This window comes from Microcoleus sp. PH2017_09_SFU_O_A (assembly GCF_020738625.1).
Lineage (GTDB): Bacteria > Cyanobacteriota > Cyanobacteriia > Cyanobacteriales > Microcoleaceae > Microcoleus.
Map to the genome: position 1 here is coordinate 24,641 of NZ_JAEQCF010000030.1, position 20,829 is coordinate 45,469.

Sequence of the window (20,829 nt, forward strand, 5' to 3'; positions counted from 1 at the left end):
TAGCAGTCGCAAGCAGCTAAAAATCTGTAGCAATCCTTGCAGGAGTCGTAAATTTTTTCCGGCACCCCAACCCTCTCCTTAGCAAAAGGAGGGAGTAAGAAATTCACAAATGATTTAGGATTGCTATATCAACTGATGCAACTAATACAAAATTAAGAGTCAAACTGTTACCAACCAATACTGAAGAATCTAATCTCGATTCACCCAATCTAGTAACTTCTCGATTCACCCAATCTAGTAATATTTGTCTTTGGAGCAAAATATGTCTTTTTCCAGGCAACAAATCATTGAAACCGTATACCGTTTAGTCACTTTTTTAGCTACGGTTCCTTTGGCTCGCAGGTTGATTGTATCTGGTAAATACGAATATGACTATACAGTTTTAGCTCCTTTAGCTATGACTGAGGTATCGCCTAGTCCGATCGCCAACCTGCCTAGACTGCCTAAAGCCGATGAACTTCCCAGCCTGAAATGGGTGAGTTTAGTGTTGAGTACGCTGAGTATTTTGAACGAGGCTGAGAAGTCGGCTAATCTTCTCAAAAGCTCGCTGTCAAACGAGCGTGAAATTGATTCGTTAGAGTCTATCGAGCGTGAAATAAGGGCAGCCCAGGGACAAGCAGAATTAACTAATGCTGTTTTAAAACTAGAATCAGTCTTGGAGCGAAAAGTATCCCCCAAGGTTAAAAGTAGCATTCCCTTGACAGGGGATTTTAGTGAAGTTGAAAATGTATTCGATCGAATAGATCGAGAAATACAAGCTGAACTCAGCGGAAACTTAGAAGTGAAATCTGCACGAAATCTCAAAAGCGAGCAACTCGATGAAGTTGACCGAGTTGATGAAATTGAGGAAGTCGCTCAATTCGAGGAAGTTGAGGAAGTTGAGGAAGTTGACAAAGAATTATACAAGCACCTTCAAGGAATTGCTAGATGTTTGGGAGAAGAATTGATTAACCAGGAAGCTGATTCTACGGAAATACTTGTACGCGGTACTGTCAATCCGACTCTCGAAGATTACGAAAACTTACTCAACCCGTTAACAATCAGACCCGCAACTGTAGGAAATTTCCAACAAGATGCAGTTTTTGCTTATATGCAAGTAGCAGGGCCAAACCCTGTAATGCTCAATCAAATCCAAGAACTAGACGAGCGCCTGTTAATTACCAGCGAACAGTACGGAGAGATTCTGCATGAAGATAATCTAGAAGCAGCACTGCAATCCGGGCGACTTTATCTAGCAGATTATTCCAAGCTCGATAGTTTAGTCAATAGCGATATTGGTGGGTTGCCAAAGTATATGTATGCTCCAATCGCATTATTTGCAGTACCGCCCGAACAGTGTCAAGATCGAAATTTACGGCCAATAGCAATTCGCTGCCAACAAGTTCCGGGGGATAACAATCCTGTATTTACGCCCCTAGATGGCGACAACTGGATGACAGCTAAAACCGTCGTGCAAATGGCAGATAGCAATTACCACGAGCTGATATCTCACCTAGCTCAGACTCACTTATTTATTGAGCCTTTTGTTCTGGCAACTAATCGCTGCTTTACCGATAAAAGTCATCCTGTAATGGTTTTGTTGAAACCTCACTTGCAAGGTACTATCTTGATTAATTACGGCGCACATAAGAATTTATTAGCACCAGAAGGGCCTATAGACTTCTTATTGAGTGCCACTATAGGCAGTAACGGCCAACTCGCTATTAAAGAAGCGATGAGCCACTTAGCTAACTTTAATGAAGTTGCCTTCCCCCGAACTTTAGAAAAACGGGGTGTCAATAATTCCCAGCAATTACCGATTTATCCTTATCGAGATGACGGACAACTAATTTGGGATGCGATCCATCAGTGGGTGGGCGAATACCTGCGCCTGCACTATTCTAGCGATAAGTCCGTAGTGGCAGATCGACAACTGCAAAATTGGGCTGGTGAATTGTTTGCCAAAGGACACTGCTATATTGGCGAAAATGCTGACGGTCGGATTGCAAGCTTAGATTATTTAGTAGAGGCCATCTCTACGGTTATCTTTGCAGCTAGCGCCCAACACGCTGCTGTTAACTTTCCGCAAAGTGGCTTGATGACCTACGCACCAGCATTTCCTTTGGGTTGCTATTCTCCAGCACCTACCAACTCCGCACAGCAGCAAAATTTCATGGGTTCGCTACCGCCACTAGAGCGAGCATTACTCCAAATAGAAGTGCTTTATTTGTTGGGTTCAGTTTACTATACGAACCTCCTCGATTACCCCGGTTCATCTTTTGTCGAGCCGCAGTTGAAAAGAGCTTTCGAGAAATTCAAGGTAAACCTGAATGACATCGAAGCAAAAATTCTCGAAGCAGATGCCCAAAGGCTGGTGTCTTATCGATTTTTGCAGCCTTCAAAAATCCCTCTCAGCATCAATATTTGAGTAATACAGGACTTACGCACGGGAGGCACAAAACCAGGGTTCTGCGTCAATATTCATCTAAAAAGCGACGATTTTTGTCAGAACCCGGAGTTTTTGCGTAAGTCCTATAGCGATCCTAAATCATTTGCATAATTCTTGTAGGGGCAATCCCCCCGTGGTTGCCCAAATCGCCCGGAGGGCGGGCACGGGGGCACCGCCCCTACATATCTGCATGAATGATTTAGGATTGCTATATAATATAAAGCTTGAGGGCTGACATTATTGGACATGACGCAACTGATAAATAGGGTAGCAAGCGGTTGCCAAATTTATCAGTTGCACTACCAAACAAAGGGATACCGCTATTTTTAAACTTATTGCTTCAGTCATCCAAACTGCCAAATTGCCAACTCTCCACCCACATTTAACTGTGCATTATCACCGAAAGTGAACTTTCTTTGCTGATGAACTTGATCCTTCATCGTGCAAACAACCTTGCGAATTCGATAACTTGGAGCAACTTTCTGAGATACTTGTAAAGTAAAACCATGAGAACGATAGGTAGTAATATCTCCTGAGCAAGATGAGTGATAGCCAAAGACTCGAAGTAGTAATGCTAGTTCCTCGTGTTCCGCTAAAGTCAATTCAAGATGAACTTCTGAAATGTCTTCAAATAAAGAAGTTTCGGAGGTAGCAAGGTTTTTTAGATAAGCAGCACGGTCAAAGCAACCAGCACTGGTAAGCTTGATGTTTTTATAGTCTAAATAATCCTGATGAAATTCCATCAACCACGCACTGAAGGCTTCTCTCTCTGATTTGAGCGCCCAATAATGAAACCAGGGTACTTTTCCATCTTCGGTTTGACGAATTTGCAAATCAGAAAACGTTTCTTGGGCGACTAAGGATTTTAGTTTTTCATCTACAATATCAATCTGTCCTGCTTGTTTACTATTGAAACCAATACCCGAAAAACCTTCCCTAAACCCTTCAGCACCCCCTGGTGCAAAAAGCTCAAGATAGCTATGTTTCCCTCTGAGATAAGTACCCGCCCAACTCTCTGTATCAGTTTCTACGGTATCTCTGGATATTGTGCAGAATTCTTGGCTAATGAACTCTGATTTGGCTATTGACTCTAGTGTTTCTGTGTCGAGAGTAATATATAAATGGTTAAATTCTATTCCCATGTTTTTACTTCTTGAGCCTTAGCAATACAAATTGTGGAACAGACAAGATGCCTGTTCATAAAAACTCTTTAACTTAAGTCGCGCAAAGGTATTAGGATTATTCCTAAAATTACGAGTACCTTGAACTGAGATCTTGCACCATTCTCGCTTAACAGGCTTTCCGGCCTGTTCCACAAAGAGTGAGTTTTCTTGTGGGGTGGGCGTCCCGCCCGCCCATGAAAGGCTAATTGAAAATGGTGCAAGATCTCAGTTCAAGGAAATTCTGGAATGGCCTAGAAGCTCATGTCATACCGACTCTTGTGACGTGAGTCCGTCACCAGTGCGTTCAACTCACTTTACCAGGGATTGACCAGCTCCTCACCTCACCCAAAGTGACTGGCATCGGCTGCACCACATCAAGGGTAAAGCGGAAAACCTTGCGCGATCGACTACTGCTTTCCGGGTCGAAGAACTCTAGCTTGACATCCCAACAGTCACTGTTGAGGCGACAGAAAGGGCTTTTTTCCACTGTAATGGTGTCCAGTTGACGACGCTGGGCGATCGCCCGAGCAAAGGTCACAGCGGCTTGGAATATGTTAGTGGCAGCGAAGTTGAGCGCTCGATCGCGCGAAGTCTGCCCCAAATTCCGGAGATCGTTGTAGACTCGGTTGAGGAAGGAGGTCAGAGCTTGTCGGACGATCGGTTCTTGGGCTTCGTCTACTTGACGAGAGATTCGCACCATTGCCGCGTTCACCAGAGCATTCACTTTCCAGCCGTACATCCCCCGCACGTCATGTACCTTCACCACAGGCACAACTTCACCGGAGAAGAGTTCCACCGTGCGGTTGGTGCGTCGGGCGGGTACGCTGATCCGCTCTACAAACTCATCGCTGGTTTCTGGCTCTAGTTGCCCCGCCAACATGAGCAGAAATATCTCGTAGATATCTGTTGAAAACGGCCCTGTTGGATCTAGGGCATAGATCGTGTCTCCATCCAAGTTCAATATCCAGATTAACGAACGGCTTTCATCGGGGTTGCGATCGAGGTATTCGATCATCTGGCGGGCATCGTAGGGGTCTGCGGGCACCATGATACCGTTGATTTCGGAGGGGGCCATCAGTTGCTTGAAAGTGTCGCGGCGGCTTTCATCCCCGAAGTCGTAGCCAAGAGTCCCTAGGGCGTAAACGTTGCCAGAATAGGCGGTGCTGGCTTCCACTGTGGCGGAGTCAGCAACAGTAACGGATGCTTCTGTGGGTGTAGCAAGAGTGGCGGGTTGCACGGCTGGGCTGGTATCAGTAGCCGTTATAGCGGCGGTGATGCCAGCCGGGGCAACCGTAGCACTAGGCATGGCATATCCAGCACGTTCGGTGCGGGTCACTTTGTCGCCCGCGAAGGAAATGGTGAGGGAGGGTTGCCCAAACAGCACTCTCATTGCGCCGGGGATATTGACAAAGCCGCGCAGACATTGTTCCGGTTCTTCTACAACCTTTGGGTCGCAGGGAATCGCGGTGTTGAGTAGGGCGGCTCGGATGGCTTCGGCATCGATGGGTTTTCCTTCTCGCAGTTGCAAACTCATCAGCAGCGCAGAAATGCCCGTGATGACAGGAGCAGCCATGCTGCTTCCTGTCTGACGCACAGGTTTTTCGGTGCAGGGTTGCGCCCCTAGAATATCTTCACCCGGAGCAAGGATGCCTTCTTCTGTGTTGTTGCCGCCCCAGTTGCTAAATTTACACGGTGTACCATCGACTTTTGCGGCTCCCACTGCCAAAGTTCCCGGCAGCATGGCGGGCAGACACGAGTATTGGTGTACATTGTTCCCCACCGGCGCGACGATCAAAATATTGTTGTCTTGACATTTCTTAATCGCTTGGACAAGGATCTCTTCTCCTTCTCCCGTTTGGGTGGGGCGACAAAAAGCGCAGTGGATAATATTTGCTCCCAACTCTAAGGCTAAGTCGAAGGCACGGGCTATGTTGAGGGGTGACAGCATATCGGCATAGTTTCCTAGTGCATCATGGGGCATATTAATTACCCGACACTTGGGAGCCACACCGAAAACAGGACTGTGTTCTTGCCCCACAATGATACTGGTGACGTGGCAGGCATGGTCATTGAGTTCAACCCGCTCCTTGTTTTTTGGGAGGGCAGCGTAGAATGCATCTTCCTTCTTTTTACCCTTTAGCCCCTGGTCGCGGATTGCTTGGTAGGTGGCGTAATCTTGTGGGCTGATTGGTTCTGCTGGTTCGTGCCAGTAGGGAAACACCTTGGAGACTTCAGCTCCAGCAAAGCAGGACAATGTGTAATCTGGGTCGCCGTCTAGAATTACAATCGTGATGCGGGGGTCGCCGAGAGTTTGGTTGTGGAGTTGGGCCAGTCCAGGAATGCGATCGTCGAGGTCATGGGGGTGGAGTGCCAGCGATAGTTTGGTTGCAGAGCTATCAACTTTACTAGCTGAAACCGCCGCTGACGATCTTTCACCCTCAGCGACACTGGATGAATCTGGAGTCTGGGAGAGTAAATCTGAAGGAGCCAAGTCAACAGCCTCAGCCCCAATGTCCTCAACTTTTACCGAGGTATTGTCAGAACTGTCCCACACCCCAGGCGGCGGAATTTCTGCCACTAGCCCAACTGGCTCAAGCTGATTTCTCAATACTCCTGTCTCACCAGACTCAGGCTTAGCCTCAACTCCACCCAATTCAGTCTCCCTAGCCGAGACCATAGTCTCAGTCTGATATTCTGAGCTATCAACCTCAATCGACTCCAGTCCACTTGCTTCAACATTGCGGTTGGGCAACGACCCGAGCAAAAATTCTCCGACAGCCGACTCTTCCAAATAGTTTAGGCCTATCGCTCGACCAAAAGCATCGCTATCCCCAGCCCCCACTGCACAGGGAGCCAGACCCATATTGGTTGCCGCCAAGTAAAAGTTTTGATAGAGCAGTCCAAGATTCTTAAGCACAGTCGAATAAGCGATAGCGTAATAGCGACGAAATATGCGACCGAACCGTGCTGTAATTACTAACGTCACTTGTGGACGTGGATCCCAGAATTTCTCGACCAAGCCATAACCTAACGCAACTAAAATATCATCCCCCCATTCTAGTAGCTGCTCTAGCTGGTGATTGAGAGGGTCGTAGTGATACACCCCTGAATTCAAGCCTTGACAATGCCGTACCACCGGATAAATTTCTAATTCATACATTCCCCCGCCACCAGCATAAGCCCGTCGGCTCAACTCGCCATAGTCAAAATCTGCAACAGTACCTAACTTTTTTTGCAAATCTTTACTAATTAGCTGGTCTTGGTTAATTAATTCCTTAACACGGGCAGTGCGATACAGTAGTTCGCCCAGTTGCTCGACCGACATTGGATGGTTCTCATCATAATCTCGAACGGATTTTCGTGCTTCGATCGCTTGCGTGAGCGTGGCATCGTTACACATCAACGTCCCCAAATGCGGACGCTGTAGCGGTACAATCCGGTCGCTCATGGGCGGCTTCACCACCGGGAAATTCGACCACTGGTCAAACTTTTCATCTACTGTTGGATTGTCATGACGACCCAAGCGGCTGCGGCTATGGAACAGCAGGTTGTGAAACTCCCAAAGCTGGAGCGAGGGGGGTTCAGGGTCAGCCGTCAGAAACCCCGCAGCCCAAAGCAAATTGAGGAACTGATAGGCAGTTTCTGGTCCGAGGTAGGGCGGTGGCGTCAGTGTTGCTAAGGTTTGGGGCTGGGCGAGTTGAGCCAGGAGCGCACTTGCTCGCCAGTCGAGGAGCTTGACCCGAAACTTCGAGAGCGGGGACTCCAGCACCATTGTGCCTTCATAGGGATGTTGGTAGGCAAAGCGGGACAGGCCCAGACGGGTTTGTGTCCAGTAGAGTTCGGTCAAATTCAACTCAGCAGAATCCACCATCGGAACCGCCACTGCCAGCGGCAACACAGCGTAACTGAGCCAACTCCGCTCATCCAATTGTTGTAGCGTCACTGCAAACTGTTCCCCGGCTGCCCGACCATCGAGTTCGGCTAACCCTTGCACGAGAGATGCGGTGGTGGTGTTGCCTTCCTTGAGACGATCCAGAGCCATACCGATTCCGGGCGTTGTGGCAAGGGTTAGCAAAGCGGTCGGATCGGATTCTGCCGAGTGCAGGGTGTAGTAGTCTTCGGCGCTTTTGACTTGGACAAAAGGGTTGAGGGAAACCGCGAAAGGGTGATTGCTCATGGCGTAGATAATGGGAAACGATGATTGGGAAAGTGAGTCAATGGCAATAGCGATCGATGAAATTATTATAAATGGAATCTTATTTGATGTTAACAATTGGAGCAGTGTAATGTTAGAAGGTTATCATTTTTTTCAGACTGTTGAACGACTGTTTGACGCGCTGTTTGAAAGATAGATTCATGATGTTCTGATTGGCGGCGTTGCCTATTGTTCGGATTTTATTGTGCTGAGTGCAGGATGTATAGCGGTTTCCAAACCTGTAAAGTCAATCCAACTTTAGGGGCAGAATACTTGCGTTCCTTGTGGTGTACCGCATCAGAGTGGAAATTGCTCTAGTAGTCTTCAGTTTTGATTTCCTCATCAGAATCTTTTTCAAAAACAATCAAAATTACGGATGTAGTTAATATTCTTCATATCGAATGTAGTAAAAATTAAAATTTTCTAATCGACTGTTTTCTAACTCTTGCTCTGTAACATACACACCAGAAAAAATGATAGAAGTTTGACTTTGACAAAAGCCATAAATCCTATCACCTAAGCTATTAAACCTAAAATATTTTGGTATGTCTTTGAGGTTTTTGAAGTAAAACCCTAAAACTGGCCTTGCATAAGCTTTAGAGAAGCATATTTTGAAGATAGATGATTCCCTGAAAATGGAATTCACTTTTTCTGAAAAGTATTTTTGTATGTATGGTGTCAAATACTTTCCTCTGTTTCCTAATGATCCAGGCTGTGCTGGAGTAACAGGACATAGAGTCAGGTGAGTACGACCATCGAAGAAAAGTTCAAAACCGATGACGCCCATATCTCTAATCAGAACCTGTGTTAATTCATCTGAGTAGTGACCACCATCAAGAGCGATCGCTGTCCTTGCTAATTCTTCACAATCTTCCTCCGTGTCGAGATGGATATACAGCATCACACTGGAATCTTCCAGCTTTGAACTTAAGTGAATGCCAATCGTGTTATCCATAATTTTGCGGGAGCCAATATGTGCTGCGACAAACTGCTCAAACGATTTACGATTGAGACGTACACCTAACCGATTCTCGATTTTATCCAAGAACTTAAACGTATGAGTTAGCAATTTTGGCCAAGTTTTTCTCATAGGGAGAACAACAGTCTCATAACGTCCTGCTAGCAGTTGACTACCTTCAACTTTGCAAGACGGTTTAACACTACATATACCTTCTATTTCAATAATTATCTCTTCAAAAAGAGGGAGAGGAAAGGTTGGCTCAACATCAAAAGCTTCTTGATGAGCTCGGATAAACTGAATACGGCGGTCTTTGAAACGATTATTTTGAATATTTTGAAGCATAGAGTTTCAGAACGGGATTATTGGAGGATGTTAGTAAAGGGAAATTGCGAAATATTAGGTCATTTTTAAGAAAATTCAAAACCAGGACGTGGCTGACATCCGTCACGTTGATCGTAGTAAAAGCAAAAATTTTCTAATCGAGTCTTCTCTAACTCTGGCTCTGCAACAGCCACACCAGTACCCGTGATGCAACTTTGACTTTGACAATAATCGTATATCTTATCACCTAAACTATTAAATAGAAAATATTTTGGTATGTCTTTGATGTTTGTGAAGTAAAACCATAAGACTGGCATTGCATAGTCTTTAGAGAAGCGTGTCATAAGGAGATAAGAACCCCTGAAAATAGAATTTACCTTCGGTGAAAAGTGTTTTTGTATGTAGGGTGTAAGATACTTTCCTCTAATTCCTAATGATCCTGGCTGTGCTGGAGCATAAGGACATAGCTCGACGCGACTACGACCATCCAAGAAAAGTTTAAAGCTAATTGCCCAAGTATCTCTAATCAAAACCTGTGTTAATTCATCTGAATAGTGACCGCCATCAAGAGCGATTGCTGTCCTTGCTAATTCTTCAGGATCTTCCTCGTCATCGATATAAACATAGAAGACTGCACTGGAATCTTCCAGCTTTGAACCCAAGTGAATGCCAATACTGTTGTTCGTGATTTTACGAGAGCCAATATGTGCTGCTGCAAACTGCTCAAACGAGTTACGATTAATGCGTATACCCAACTGATTCTCAATTTTATCTAATAACTTAAACGCATGAGTTAGCGATTCCGGCCAAGACTTTCCAGGATATTTACAAACCTCATGACGCCCTGCTAGCACTCGGCCACCTTCAATTTGGCAAGAGGATTCAACAAAACAAGAACCTTCAATCTCAAGAATTACCTCTTCAAAAAGAGGGAGAGGGAAGGTTGGCTCAACATCAAAAGCCTCTTGATGGGCTCGGATAAACTGAATACGGCGGTCTTTGAGACGATTATTTTGAAGCATAGAAGTTAGGGTAATCATCTTAGTAATTTTTGTTGCTAATTTTAATGGATTGCCTAAGTTTAACAACAAAGTACGGATTGCTTTTTTAGCAAAAAATATTTAGTGGAAATTAATCGCCACTGAGATTGACCTGATGGCGATTAATTTCCCATTTTTCACACCGCTAAACGCCGAAGCGTTGTAGCGCCTGTCTTTTGGGAGGTGTAAGATGAAGACGAGGTAGATGAAGAAAGTGTACAAAACTCAGGATAAAGTAAAGTTTTGCTCGCAACTCGACATCTTTAACCTCGTCAACAACTCACAGCCTAGTAAATCACTTCTATGGCAACTGGAGGTTAACTGTAGTGCCACTGAAGTAAGCTAGGCTACATATCCTTACTCACCATCGAAGGCAGTAATACAAGTACTGGCAGACGCTTCCGCACCATCGAAGGCAGTCATACAATGAGTGATAGATGCTTCCGCACCATCGAAGGCAGTCATACAATGAGTGATAGATGCTTCCGCACCATCGAAGGCAGTCATACAAGTAGTGGCAGATGCTCCCACACCAGCATCACCGAGAGATTCCTCAGAGAGTTCAGCCAAGTAGGTGGGGAGTTTACCAGTGGTGCTCCGCATCACTGGTTTGCCTTGTTGGGGCAGAATGTTCTTCTTTTCCATGAGTAATTTCCTCATTTTGTTGTTTGGTTTGTTGACCCGTTGAGGTGGGTCAATCCTCTTCTTCTTTGGAAAGAAGCCTATTAGGACGACATTTGGCACGTAGCGAAGCCGTCGCCTGCAAACTTTAAAAAGACTTAAAACGGTATATTTGTAGGGTTCATCTCTGCTTCAGGCAGGGGCACGGTTCGCCATCCCAACTTCACCGGCACATCATAGAGCCGCCCTGGACCCAACCGCGACCAAAAGGTTCGCATTCCCGGTACAATCACTTTGACCACGCTCAAGCCAATGTCCGGTCGCGTCTGGTCTAACACCAGTGTTTCTAGCCCTACTGCTTGGGCCCTCTCCACACAATTCATCACATCTGTGTAGATGTCATCACTCCAAGAGTTCGGGTAATCATTGGCAGTCTTAAGCGGCTGCGATGCATCTGGGACTAAACAAGGATGACTTGCTCGAGTCACTTCTAGCCACCAGTCTCTCGACTCACCCTTAATCCGCTCGTCAGGAATTTTGTCAAGCTCCAGCCCAACTTGGCTCACTTCAGTGAGGGCACGAACAATGGCAATCTTCGGGTCGAGATGTGCCCCAAAACCAATAGCTATTCGCTCTGAACCCACCGTGCGATTAGATAGACCTGCAAAGGCTGGAATTCCCAAGTCAGCAGTCAAATCCAGCACCCATAATTCCCGGTTCTGTTCCCGGTAGAACTGCTGTAACTGGACAAAGTATGGCTCGTCAAAGCTCGTCAAGTCCACCCCCGGACGGCTGAGGCGGTTGTACCACCACAGAGCTACACAATCGCGCTCCACCAGTTCCATAAACCCTTGCAAGATTGCTTCTTCCAGGGTGTTGCCTGCTGCATTACCGTTGGAATCCGCCTTACAGAAGCGCTCAGCGTCTGGCATGGGGTAGTTGTAGTAGCAAAAGCCAGTAGGTACATATTTGTGCTTTTGCTCAGTCAACGACCACACTGGTGTCCAGTCGATCGCTTTACTGGCGTCAAACCAATGGGGAATCCAGCGATAGGCTGCCGCTGAACCCTCAGCGTTCAAGCTCTCCCGATTGGCATACTGCTCATCGCTAAAGTACAAACACTGCTCTGGATGAATTGCCAAGTCCCCTAGTTGCGCCAGGGTTGCCTGTTTGCGGGGTTCGTCTCCCTGAAAGATGCCCGAATAGCGTTCCACCGCCTCGCCCAAACCACTAGCTCGGGATTGGCTATCGGTCTTACCTTTGCCAGAACTCTTGTATTTTAGGGTATTACGCAGCCCCCGTAGGGTGGTGGCACTGCCGAAGCTATGCCCCGCCCGGTAGGTATGTACCAAGGGATTAGTCGGGTCAGAGAGCCGCACCAGTTCCGTTACCACTCCCGTAACAGGGCTGATCAAGTGCTCGTATTTCTGCAAGGTCTGTTCTGGGCTGGTGGTACGGTAACCACCATCATGGGTGAACTGCTTGCGGCGCGATTCTAGCTTCAGCGGTTCAAACGCTCGTCGCTGCATAATTTCCGGGTCACCACAGGTCGGACATTGCGGCCGCTTAATCAAGATATGGCTTTTCAAGTCCAGAATTGTCTGGTTGAAGGTGATCACCTTGCCGTCGAGGGTTGGGAAGCGTGCCGTTCCCGGCGCAGTGGCATTGACGTGTTGCTTGACAATCCACTTGGCTATCTCGGTGGCGGCGAACTGTAACCCCGTTTGCAAGGTCGAAGGCAGCGTCGCCCGTGCCGTAGGCAAGCAGCTCGCCACAGACCCATGCTGACCATTGCGCTCCTGCTGGGCTTGTTTTTGCACCAAGACCGACGACTCAACTTCGCGGTTGCCCCGCAGCCGATGGGCAAGACAGCCCCAACACCCCGTCTTTCCCGGAACAAACACCGGTCCCAACCACAGGACACTGCCTACTGGCTTGACGAGCAGCCAAGTTTGCTGGCGCTCCAGAGCCTGCTTGTTGATGGCGGCTAGTTCCTGCTGCAAATAGTCATCGGTCAAGACGATGTTCAACGCCACTGAAGAATCTGCATCTGCGGAATTTTGCACCGGAATGCCCATGTCCCGCAGGGCAGTTGCCAGGGCAGCAACCGTGACTTCACTGATGTTATCGCCCACCGTTGTCAGCGTCACCGGCTGCTGTAGCCCCTCGGCTGCTACGGGGGGTGCAATCCCTAACTCGCTCCAAAATGCTGCCACTTCCGAGGATAGTTCCGGGGCTACCTCGGTGAGGTAGCCTTTCTCTGCGAGCCGATCGAGCACATAGTCAATGTGTTCCGCTGGGACTGCCCCATCAAATTTTTCGACAATCTGCTCCCGGGTGTGTTGCCCATTCAAAAGAGGCACGATTTGGCAGTAGAGTTGCCCGGTGAGGGCGTAGTTGCTCTGTTCGCCAAGGAGGTAGACTTGGTTTGGCTCGATCGCCTCGACATGAAAGTGGGGCTTAATTTGGAGCAGTGTGGTGGATTGCATAGAGCGAACAGTCAGTCATTAAGTGGACGATGATAACAAGACAGGCTAGGGATTAGGCCCAGATGCGGCCCCGGCGGAAGGGTTTAGGGTGTTTTTCTGACTTCTTGGCTTGCTTCTTGGCGTAGTCGCACCAGTAGGAATAATCTTGCAGCCCGGTCTGGGAAGTGGGCACGTAAGACTTTTTCGGTTCTGGGGTGGAGGAGACTTCAGAGGGTGTTACTTCTGTTTTCTCCTTAGCCGTTTCCTTTTTCTCATTAGCCATAGTTTCCTTAGTTTCCTTAGTTTCTTTGGGTGTTTGGAGGGTTTGCGGTGGCTGGGAAGCCACAATCCCCTCTAGCTTGAGGTAGTCGATCCGGTGTGCCCCATCTCCCAAACCAACAGCGGTGGTCAGGGTCAAGATATGTTTCCCGGCGCTGAGGGCTGGCAAAGGAATCTGGGTTTTGGTTGGCTTGCCTGACCCGACCCCGACGAGTTCGGTCACTGGCTCACCATCAACCAAAAGGGTGTCAACTTGAGAACCAAAAAAGTTGTAAAAGAGTGTAAGTTCGCCTGTGCTGTAGTTTTTGCCAAGGGTGAATTGGATATTCAGTTTGTCGGTGGAAAAAAGGTGCTTTCCCTTCCTCTGCGGTTTGGTTTTGCAAGCTGGAACCACTAGCAGCGATGGCATCTGTGGCTGGTTAATGGGGTCTTTATCTGACCCAACAACATAGGTAAATTCAGCGTGCCACCCACCTACCTGCGAAAACTCCTGACTTCCTTTACCAGGTTGACCAATTTGCCATAGGATTTCAGTTTGCTGAGGCATGGTGATTAGTGGCTAGTGGCTCGTTAATAGAATCGTCCCATGCCCCCAAAGCCACCCCAGCCCTGGCTGGCTGCACTTTGGCTGGCACTAGAGTGCATCACTTGGTTGAAACTGCGGTTGGCATAGGCTGAAGGATCGTTATAGTTAGCACCATGAAGCAGATCCATCCGAATATGCACCAAATCATCGGGATTACCATTTTCCACATCTACGCACAGCGCAGGCTGGATGAAATGGGGGCGTTTGACTGGGGGAGACAATAGAGGAAGTCGCATGGTTGAGGATTATCCGTATTGATAGGGTGAACAAATTTAGCTATCTTGGCGAGAGTGCTTTTTGTGATTGCACTCTCACTCAAATTGTGTCGCCTTTTAGTACGGTGAAGACCAAGAACGAACTTCGCCCAAAGTAACAGGAATCAGATCGCTCACATCAATGGTGAAGCGGAAAATCTTCTTGGCACGACGGCTGTTTTCAGGGTCGAAGAATTTCAATTTCACATCCCAGCAGTCGCTATCCATGCGACAGAAGGGACTTTTTTCAACAGTAACGCTGTCGAGTTCCATGCCGACCGCAACCGCTTCGCTGAAGGTTTGGGCCGCTTGGAAAGCGTTAGTGACAGAGAAATTGAGGGCGCGGTCTTGGGATGTGGTTCCTAAGTTGCGGAGGTCGTAGTAGATGCGATTGAGGAAGCCATCTAAGGTTTTGCGGATGCGGTCTTCGTCAGCAGTGCCGTCTTCAGCTTGTACCGCGTCCATCGCGGCAGTGACCAAGTTGTTGACTTTCCAGCCGTAGATGCCACGGGTGCTTTGGGGTTCAATTACCGGAATAACTTGACCGGAAAATAGCTTGACTTTGCGCCCGGTCAAGATGCCTGGTATGCTGACGCGCTCGACGTATTCTGAATCGTTTTCTGGTTGAATTTGACCCGCGAGGAGTTCGTGGAGAGCACGGTAGGATTCGGCTGCGAAGGGACCAGTGGGGTCGATCGCATAGACCGGAGTCAGTTCAATGTTAAGCGTCCAAATGAGCGATCGCGCCTCAGAAATATTGGCGTCCAGGTAGTCCACCATCTGACGGGCATCGTAGGGGTTCGCCGGAACCATCGTTGTCCCAAAGTTAAAAGGGGGCATCAGTTGTTTGAACGAGTCCCGACGAGCTTCGGTTCCGAAGTCGTAACCGAGGGTTCCTAGGGCATAGACAATCTGACCCATGTCAGCGATTTCGCTGGGGGCTTGGCTGGCGGTGACGGAATTAGCAGTTAAATTTGGCATCATTGGTTGTTGGGTTGTAGCAGTGGGAAACGATTGAATCAAATCTTGCAAGTTTGGGGTGTTGCTGGGGACAGCCCCAGCAGTCGCAGTGGCTGCTGTTGCAACCGAGGTTTGAGGCGATTGCCCTTGCGCGGTGGCGATCGCTTCACCCGTATTGCTCAGGCTGCCATCACAACCACAGCCTGTAGCTTCTACTTCTGATGCACCCACTGATGCGAAATTCTCTGCCATATTTCCTCCTTTTAGTAACGTTATTGCTCCAGGGATGTTCAGTTTGCCTGTCAGACACCGCCTGGTTTCTTCTGGCAAGTCAGGGTCGCAGGGTAAAGCACTCTGCAACAGTATTTGACGAACTTTTTGGGGGTCGGGGGTTTCTCCCCGCTCCCGCTGAAGACTCAGCAGCACTGCTGCTACACCTGAGACAATCGGAGTGGCAAAGCTCGTACCGCTGAGACGGTCGGTGCCACCACCGGGTTTAGCCCCCAAAATATCCTCGCCGGGGGCAAGAATACCTTGGTTTTGATAGGTTTCACCCCAGTTGCTAAATCCCAAGGGTTTGCCATTTGCATCCATCGCCCCGACTGCTAGCACTGCGGGCAACGCTGCGGGTACGTGCAGGCAATCGCAACCATTATTTCCAGCCGCTGCAACGAGCAAGACGTTGTTTTCTCGACACAGACGAACCGCATTTTCCAGCCACCCATCAGCTTCGCCAAAGTCGGTCAGTTGACCCCCACTGAGGTTAATAACGTGTGCTCCTGCATTGACCGCTTGCTCGATTCCCCGAGCTAAATCTAGCTGGGATGTCTTGCGGCGATCGTCGGCAAAGATCGGCACTATTATTCCCTTACATCGGGGAGCTATTCCCTGCACCGAACTACCCGGTTGCCCAAAAATAATGCTGGCAACGTGAGTTCCGTGAATGGACATATTGCCATTAGTTTGAGCTTCCCCTCTAACTAAGGTGGGCAAATAAGTTAAATCTGCACCTTGGAAACAAGGATGATTCCGATCGACAGGGCCATCCAAAACGGCAATACAAATACTATTATTTCCCTGGGATATGGTGCTTAATGTATCTAACATTTAACAAGACTCGGAACAGTTAGGGGAACCATAATACAAGTTTTACAAGGCTAGAAGTATAAAACTCTTGAATCAAATACAAGTCAGGGACGAAAATTAAATTGATTTAATTATTCGTAGTGGCTCAAAGTTATAAAAAATAAGCCATTTGGCTATCTAAAAATAGCCCGGAATATCGTTTTAAAAGAATCAAGTAGTTCTGCATGGCAAGGATAATTACGAAGTAAAACGGTTAATCCATCGTTATCAAAGCCCTGATATTTCAGGATTACCAAGAGTCAAACTTAATAGACATCTCCCTAAATAACAGATAAGTCTAAAATAGATAAGCCTAAGCAGGATAAGGATTTTAGATTTATTTGTACCCGGTACAACTGATTTTACGATCAAATATACGGACTCTTAGAATCTTAGTCACAAGTTTATTTGATCCGATCATCTAGTTGACTATCAAGTTTTTGAGATGTACCTTACCGTTTGACTGGTATTTCTATACCTTTACAACAGTACAGTAACATTTGAAATCTGTCAAGTAAAATTTATAAAAATCATATTTCAGAGGGCGGGGCTGTTTCATCATCGAATTTTAGCTATTCTAAAAGTGTGAATGAAAATATTAACTTATATATAGTATAGATAGCTCGCGAAAAAATCAACTATTAATTTTATTAATAGTCAAATAAATTTTTTTAGCGCAAAAATTAGAGAGCGATCGTAAAATACATCTAAGTTCCTCCTGGGGCGAGAATACCCTGATTGCTGTAGGTTTCTCCCCAGTTGCTGAAGTTTAGAGGCCGACCGAGATCGTCCATTGCTCCCACTGCCAAGACTGCCGGAAGGGCTGCGGGGACGTGCAAGCAATTGCAGCCGTCGTTCCCAGCAGCAGCCACAATTAATACGTTGTTGTCGCTGCACAGTTCCACAACACTCTCCAGCCAGCCTTCGGCTTCACCTATTTCGGTAAGTTGACCGCCGCTGATGTTGATGATGTGAGCGCCGGCATTCACAGCAGTTTCGATCGCGCGAGCCATGTCTAGCTGAGACACCCGAGAGCGGTTATCGGAAAAGATCGGAACTATCAATCCCCGACACCTAGGAGCAATTCCCGGTATCTCCGAGCCGTGCTGCCCGAAGATTATGCTGGCAACGTGAGTACCGTGCAAAGACATCGCACCGGTAACGCAGACTTCTTCCTGCACTAATGTCGGCAGCCGTTTCAGGTCAGCTCCGGCAAAACAAGGATGAGTCCGATCTACTAAGCCGTCAAGTACCGCTACACAAATTTGAGAATCACCAGACGTTTTTTCCCAGAGGCTTTGAATTCCTGGAATTTGAGTTAAATCGGCCATTTAAGCTAAAAATAGCTAGGTCTGGCTGGTTTTGAACCTCAAGATACAGATTACTTGAATTTGCGCTAAAAAAAAACTTTCGATCTTTAAAAATTTATTAATTTTTATTTCCTGTTACACATATCCTTTTTTAAAAAATTTTAGGGTATTAATTTATACTTGTTGGCTCGGGTAAGTAGCAGACTGCGATCGTCGATCGCGGAAAGTTCGCGTCCCGCGAAAGCTCTTTGACGGACATATCAACGGTAAACCCGACCGTCGCTTCTTTATCGGGTACTTGAAGTCAGTGAGTCAGGCTGCTTTCCGTGAATTGAACGGGGAGGGGTTCTGCTGCGGGTGTTTCGGGTGATGGTGGTGTTGGTGCTGGCAATACAGCTTCGGGCGTTGGCGGTACTAGCGATCGTGTTGATGCTGATGTTGGTGCAGCTTCCCGATCGCCAAAGACAAACTCTTTCCCCGAATATGAAGCGCTGACCGCCCAAGTCCCACTCGCGATCGCTGCTTGACCCGACTAACGCTCTTTCATCACTCTAAGAAAGGAAAAATCTGACCATAATTTGATAATGCTAATCTGGTATGGTTTTGTGGAGCGATTTTCTAACACCTTGCTGGCGTTGGGAGCATTTGGCAAGAGATCCTTTGCTGTCGTGTCTTCGAGAATTTACTCTCATGAAAGTGACGAAAGAGCGCTAATACCATTTTTTTAAAGTTATGACAGACTTTAGCAAACAGGGAAAGTGTATAAATTACAATGTCTTGTCGTGTTCGATCTCTATCGGATCTTTAGAAAAATGGTATGAGGTACGGGTTCTAAACAGGGAGTTAACTTTGAGAACTGTCTTGGGATTGGGCGATCGTACAATCGGCCGAAAAGCACTTCTGAGTCAAATCGCTGATAATATCTAAGCTCATATTGTCCAATACTTCGGACAGTTTTAGATCTAATCGAGGCTCTCAAACCCTTGATGGCTATAGAGATGACTATTTTTTCAATCTTTAATTCTAGCCCGCTCGTTTCAAAAAATCATTAAAAATGCCATGGCTTACGCTGTAACGCTTACAGAGCCGTTAAAAAACTGTCCGAAGTATTGATTGTCAACTAATTTAGTTAGAGCCGCAGCAATTTGCTTCTGCGACAGCGCAACTCGCTCAATCAACAGCCTTACCGCTTGCTCGTCTCCACAAGCGGCTGCTTTATAAAGCTTCTCAATCGACTCCCTCGGCAACACAGACAGCGACTCAGAAGTCAGTTGCACAACAGGCTCATCCTGTTCGGACTTCCTCGGCGACTCCTCTTGATAGATATAGCGAACTCCCAAAGGTCGCGCCATCTTCTCGAAAATTACTGCCTCTCGGAACGGTTTGGCAACAAAGTCATCGAAGCCTTTCGACATGGCGAGTTCCTGAGTTTTAACAAAAGCATTAAGTAGGTAGGCGGGAAAAAACCACTCTATGTAACAAAACATTAAGTTACCTAATTGGAGTTAAACTTAAGACGTTGCGTAGTGTAATTTCCCCTTTGTCCTCTAGCTTCTACTCCATGAATTACGGCGTAGGCGAGTTCTAATTCATCATCAAACAAATGTCGCAGCCAACTCATCTTTCTTAATGTGTTGCCACTCCAATTCAATGGGGTTCATTTCCGAACAATACTTGGGTAAAAAGAAGATATATAAACCTTGCTTTTCCCAATGTGGCCATAACTCTTGGACTTCTTTGCATCGGTGTATTGGGCCGTTGTCTTGTACAATTACTCTCGGTCGTCCAATCTCAGCAGCTTCCTGGGCTTGGAGTTCCATAATTTTGATATAAGCTTTTCGATCGACACCTCCAATTACCAAACCGTAGACAAAACTGATGTCAGGTTGAAGAAGTCCGACAATACTTAGTCTACGACCACGCCGTTTCGTTTGTTCTAACCGTTTTTGCTCACCTATTGGGTAATAAGTATAACCTGGTTCACTCCACATACAAAACCCTGATTCATCTAAATACTTTAAGTCAATTCCTCCCGCCGCTGCCTCTAATTGCAACATATCTAAGTCGGATTGCTTCGTTTCTTGTACTATGGGGTCTTGTTTTCCTTTGTGACTTTTTCTCGCTCTTTTCCAAATAAACCTTTTTTTTAGTATGCGTCTTAATCGAGCAGCACTTAGTTTAACAGAACGTTCTTTTTCTAATTTCTGGGCTAATTAAAGACTGTTATATGTACGTGGTTCGTTTTTGAGGCATTCTTTTAAAAACTCTATATCTTCCTCTTTCCACACTTGAAGGGCTCCTCGACCAGGTGACTCCCAAAGCCCTTCCATGCCTAGATGCGACCATTTATGTAAAACCTTTCTCACTGTTTGTGGAGTCCAGTTAAAATGAGCAGCTATTTTTTCAACGTACCAGCCATGTGCATTTAATCTAATTACTTCTGCTCTGTCTTTGACTTTTTGTGGTACATCCGCAGTTCTCAGTTTTAAGAGAGTTTTGTCTTGCTGTTGAGTCAGGAATACCCTTAATCTAGCACCCATATATTGAATTACCTCAGTAGATATATTCTTTTTCTTTACTTATCTTAACATAGTTATGTTTTTTTGTGCCGACCTACTTAGTCGCTGTTTTGTGGCCGCATCCCAGGCGATCGAACCGGCCTACGAGTTGGCAAGTGGTTCCTATAGCGTATTGACGGATGGGCTTTTACAGGGATTGAATCCGGAACGTTTGCCGGGGCAATCGATCGATACCCTATCTCTATGTGCCTTTGTTAATCAATATCTAGGACTTACGCATTGACAAAATCACAAAATAGTGCATCGATCAATATGAGTAGTCTACTTTCCAGGTATTTGACAATGAGAAAAACTACCAAACCCTCGGCAGCACAATGCAACGCCGAAAAGTATATTTTATTTTTGCTCTTAGAACCAAAGTTTGGGGGGTATAATAGGTTAGCAGAAATATTGGGAGATGTTTCGCATGATTCTATCAATCGATTTTTATTAAGAGAAAGGAACCGAAAGATTTATTCGAGACAGCTCAGAATATTATCACCTTAGAAGGAGGAATACTGAGTATTGATGATACAGTAATAGAAAAACCTTATAGCGAC

At 46.7% G+C, this 20,829-nt stretch carries 13 protein-coding genes and 3 pseudogenes; 4 read left to right on the top strand and 12 right to left on the bottom strand.

Annotated features, from left to right (window positions below):
• Positions 1-262 precede the first annotated feature (262 nt).
• On the top strand, positions 263-2,407 hold the full coding sequence (locus JGK16_RS13095; RefSeq protein WP_293190726.1) for a lipoxygenase family protein: 2,145 nt from the start codon (positions 263-265) through the stop codon (positions 2,405-2,407).
• A 365-nt stretch (positions 2,408-2,772) separates the two neighbouring features.
• Here JGK16_RS13095 and JGK16_RS13100 read toward each other — a convergent pair whose 3' ends face one another.
• The 10 genes and pseudogenes from JGK16_RS13100 to JGK16_RS13145 all read right to left on the bottom strand — a co-directional run.
• Positions 2,773-3,570 (bottom strand): DUF5829 family protein, encoded by a 798-nt coding sequence (locus JGK16_RS13100; protein ID WP_293190728.1) that lies wholly within the window; start codon positions 3,568-3,570, stop codon positions 2,773-2,775.
• A 325-nt stretch (positions 3,571-3,895) separates the two neighbouring features.
• Entirely contained in the window at positions 3,896-7,768 is a 3,873-nt protein-coding gene (locus JGK16_RS13105; protein WP_293190731.1) for a PatA/PatG family cyanobactin maturation protease, read from the bottom strand.
• A gap of 400 nt (positions 7,769-8,168) precedes the next feature.
• Complete coding sequence (locus tag JGK16_RS13110) at positions 8,169-9,089, bottom strand: LynF/TruF/PatF family peptide O-prenyltransferase (protein ID WP_293190733.1); 921 nt, start codon at positions 9,087-9,089, stop codon at positions 8,169-8,171.
• A gap of 65 nt (positions 9,090-9,154) precedes the next feature.
• Complete coding sequence (locus JGK16_RS13115) at positions 9,155-10,108, bottom strand: LynF/TruF/PatF family peptide O-prenyltransferase (RefSeq protein ID WP_293203147.1); 954 nt, start codon at positions 10,106-10,108, stop codon at positions 9,155-9,157.
• Positions 10,109-10,465: 357 nt separating this feature from the next.
• Positions 10,466-10,768, bottom strand: a complete 303-nt coding sequence (locus JGK16_RS13120) for a DUF5837 family cyanobactin class RiPP (protein ID WP_366517161.1) — start codon at positions 10,766-10,768, stop codon at positions 10,466-10,468.
• Positions 10,769-10,887: 119 nt separating this feature from the next.
• Positions 10,888-13,218, bottom strand: coding sequence for a TOMM precursor leader peptide-binding protein (locus tag JGK16_RS13125; RefSeq protein WP_293190741.1), 2,331 nt, complete (start codon positions 13,216-13,218; stop codon positions 10,888-10,890).
• 52 nt (positions 13,219-13,270) lie between these two features.
• Positions 13,271-14,023 carry a cyanobactin biosynthesis PatC/TenC/TruC family protein gene (locus JGK16_RS13130; protein WP_293190743.1) on the bottom strand — a complete coding sequence of 251 codons (753 nt, stop codon included), beginning with the start codon at positions 14,021-14,023 and terminating at the stop codon, positions 13,271-13,273.
• Between the two features lie 23 nt (positions 14,024-14,046).
• Positions 14,047-14,298 (bottom strand): cyanobactin biosynthesis system PatB/AcyB/McaB family protein, encoded by a 252-nt coding sequence (locus JGK16_RS13135; RefSeq protein ID WP_293190745.1) that lies wholly within the window; start codon positions 14,296-14,298, stop codon positions 14,047-14,049.
• Positions 14,299-14,394: 96 nt separating this feature from the next.
• Positions 14,395-16,383, bottom strand: coding sequence for a PatA/PatG family cyanobactin maturation protease (locus tag JGK16_RS13140; protein WP_293190747.1), 1,989 nt, complete (start codon positions 16,381-16,383; stop codon positions 14,395-14,397).
• 734 nt (positions 16,384-17,117) lie between these two features.
• A pseudogene (locus JGK16_RS13145) lies at positions 17,118-17,732 on the bottom strand (S8 family serine peptidase); the annotation flags it as partial.
• Positions 17,733-18,068: 336 nt separating this feature from the next.
• Here JGK16_RS13145 and JGK16_RS13150 point away from each other — a divergent pair.
• Positions 18,069-18,206, top strand: a complete 138-nt coding sequence (locus tag JGK16_RS13150; protein WP_293184582.1) for a hypothetical protein — start codon at positions 18,069-18,071, stop codon at positions 18,204-18,206.
• A gap of 569 nt (positions 18,207-18,775) precedes the next feature.
• Here the strand turns inward: JGK16_RS13150 and JGK16_RS13155 are convergent.
• Positions 18,776-19,126 (bottom strand): hypothetical protein, encoded by a 351-nt coding sequence (locus JGK16_RS13155; RefSeq protein ID WP_293203149.1) that lies wholly within the window; start codon positions 19,124-19,126, stop codon positions 18,776-18,778.
• 180 nt (positions 19,127-19,306) lie between these two features.
• Positions 19,307-20,251 (bottom strand): annotated as a pseudogene (locus JGK16_RS13160) (IS630 family transposase).
• Between the two features lie 55 nt (positions 20,252-20,306).
• On the opposite strand from JGK16_RS13160, the gene JGK16_RS13165 reads away from it, so the two are divergent.
• Together JGK16_RS13165 and JGK16_RS13170 are read left to right on the top strand one after the other, a co-directional pair.
• Complete coding sequence (locus JGK16_RS13165) at positions 20,307-20,513, top strand: hypothetical protein (RefSeq protein WP_293203151.1); 207 nt, start codon at positions 20,307-20,309, stop codon at positions 20,511-20,513.
• A 119-nt stretch (positions 20,514-20,632) separates the two neighbouring features.
• A pseudogene (locus tag JGK16_RS13170) lies at positions 20,633-20,829 on the top strand (IS701 family transposase); the annotation flags it as partial.

Excerpts from the sequence above, each read along its gene's own strand:
- JGK16_RS13095 (WP_293190726.1), top strand. The coding sequence starts at position 263 with ATGTCTTTTTCCAGGCAACAAATCATTGAAACCGTATACCGTTTAGTC.
- JGK16_RS13100 (WP_293190728.1), bottom strand. The coding sequence starts at position 3,570 with ATGGGAATAGAATTTAACCATTTATATATTACTCTCGACACAGAAACA.
- JGK16_RS13105 (WP_293190731.1), bottom strand. The coding sequence starts at position 7,768 with ATGAGCAATCACCCTTTCGCGGTTTCCCTCAACCCTTTTGTCCAAGTC.
- JGK16_RS13110 (WP_293190733.1), bottom strand. The coding sequence starts at position 9,089 with ATGCTTCAAAATATTCAAAATAATCGTTTCAAAGACCGCCGTATTCAG.
- JGK16_RS13115 (WP_293203147.1), bottom strand. The coding sequence starts at position 10,108 with ATGATTACCCTAACTTCTATGCTTCAAAATAATCGTCTCAAAGACCGC.
- JGK16_RS13120 (WP_366517161.1), bottom strand. The coding sequence starts at position 10,768 with ATGAGGAAATTACTCATGGAAAAGAAGAACATTCTGCCCCAACAAGGC.
- JGK16_RS13125 (WP_293190741.1), bottom strand. The coding sequence starts at position 13,218 with ATGCAATCCACCACACTGCTCCAAATTAAGCCCCACTTTCATGTCGAG.
- JGK16_RS13130 (WP_293190743.1), bottom strand. The coding sequence starts at position 14,023 with ATGCCTCAGCAAACTGAAATCCTATGGCAAATTGGTCAACCTGGTAAA.
- JGK16_RS13135 (WP_293190745.1), bottom strand. The coding sequence starts at position 14,298 with ATGCGACTTCCTCTATTGTCTCCCCCAGTCAAACGCCCCCATTTCATC.
- JGK16_RS13140 (WP_293190747.1), bottom strand. The coding sequence starts at position 16,383 with ATGTTAGATACATTAAGCACCATATCCCAGGGAAATAATAGTATTTGT.
- JGK16_RS13155 (WP_293203149.1), bottom strand. The coding sequence starts at position 19,126 with ATGTCGAAAGGCTTCGATGACTTTGTTGCCAAACCGTTCCGAGAGGCA.
- JGK16_RS13165 (WP_293203151.1), top strand. The coding sequence starts at position 20,307 with ATGTTTTTTTGTGCCGACCTACTTAGTCGCTGTTTTGTGGCCGCATCC.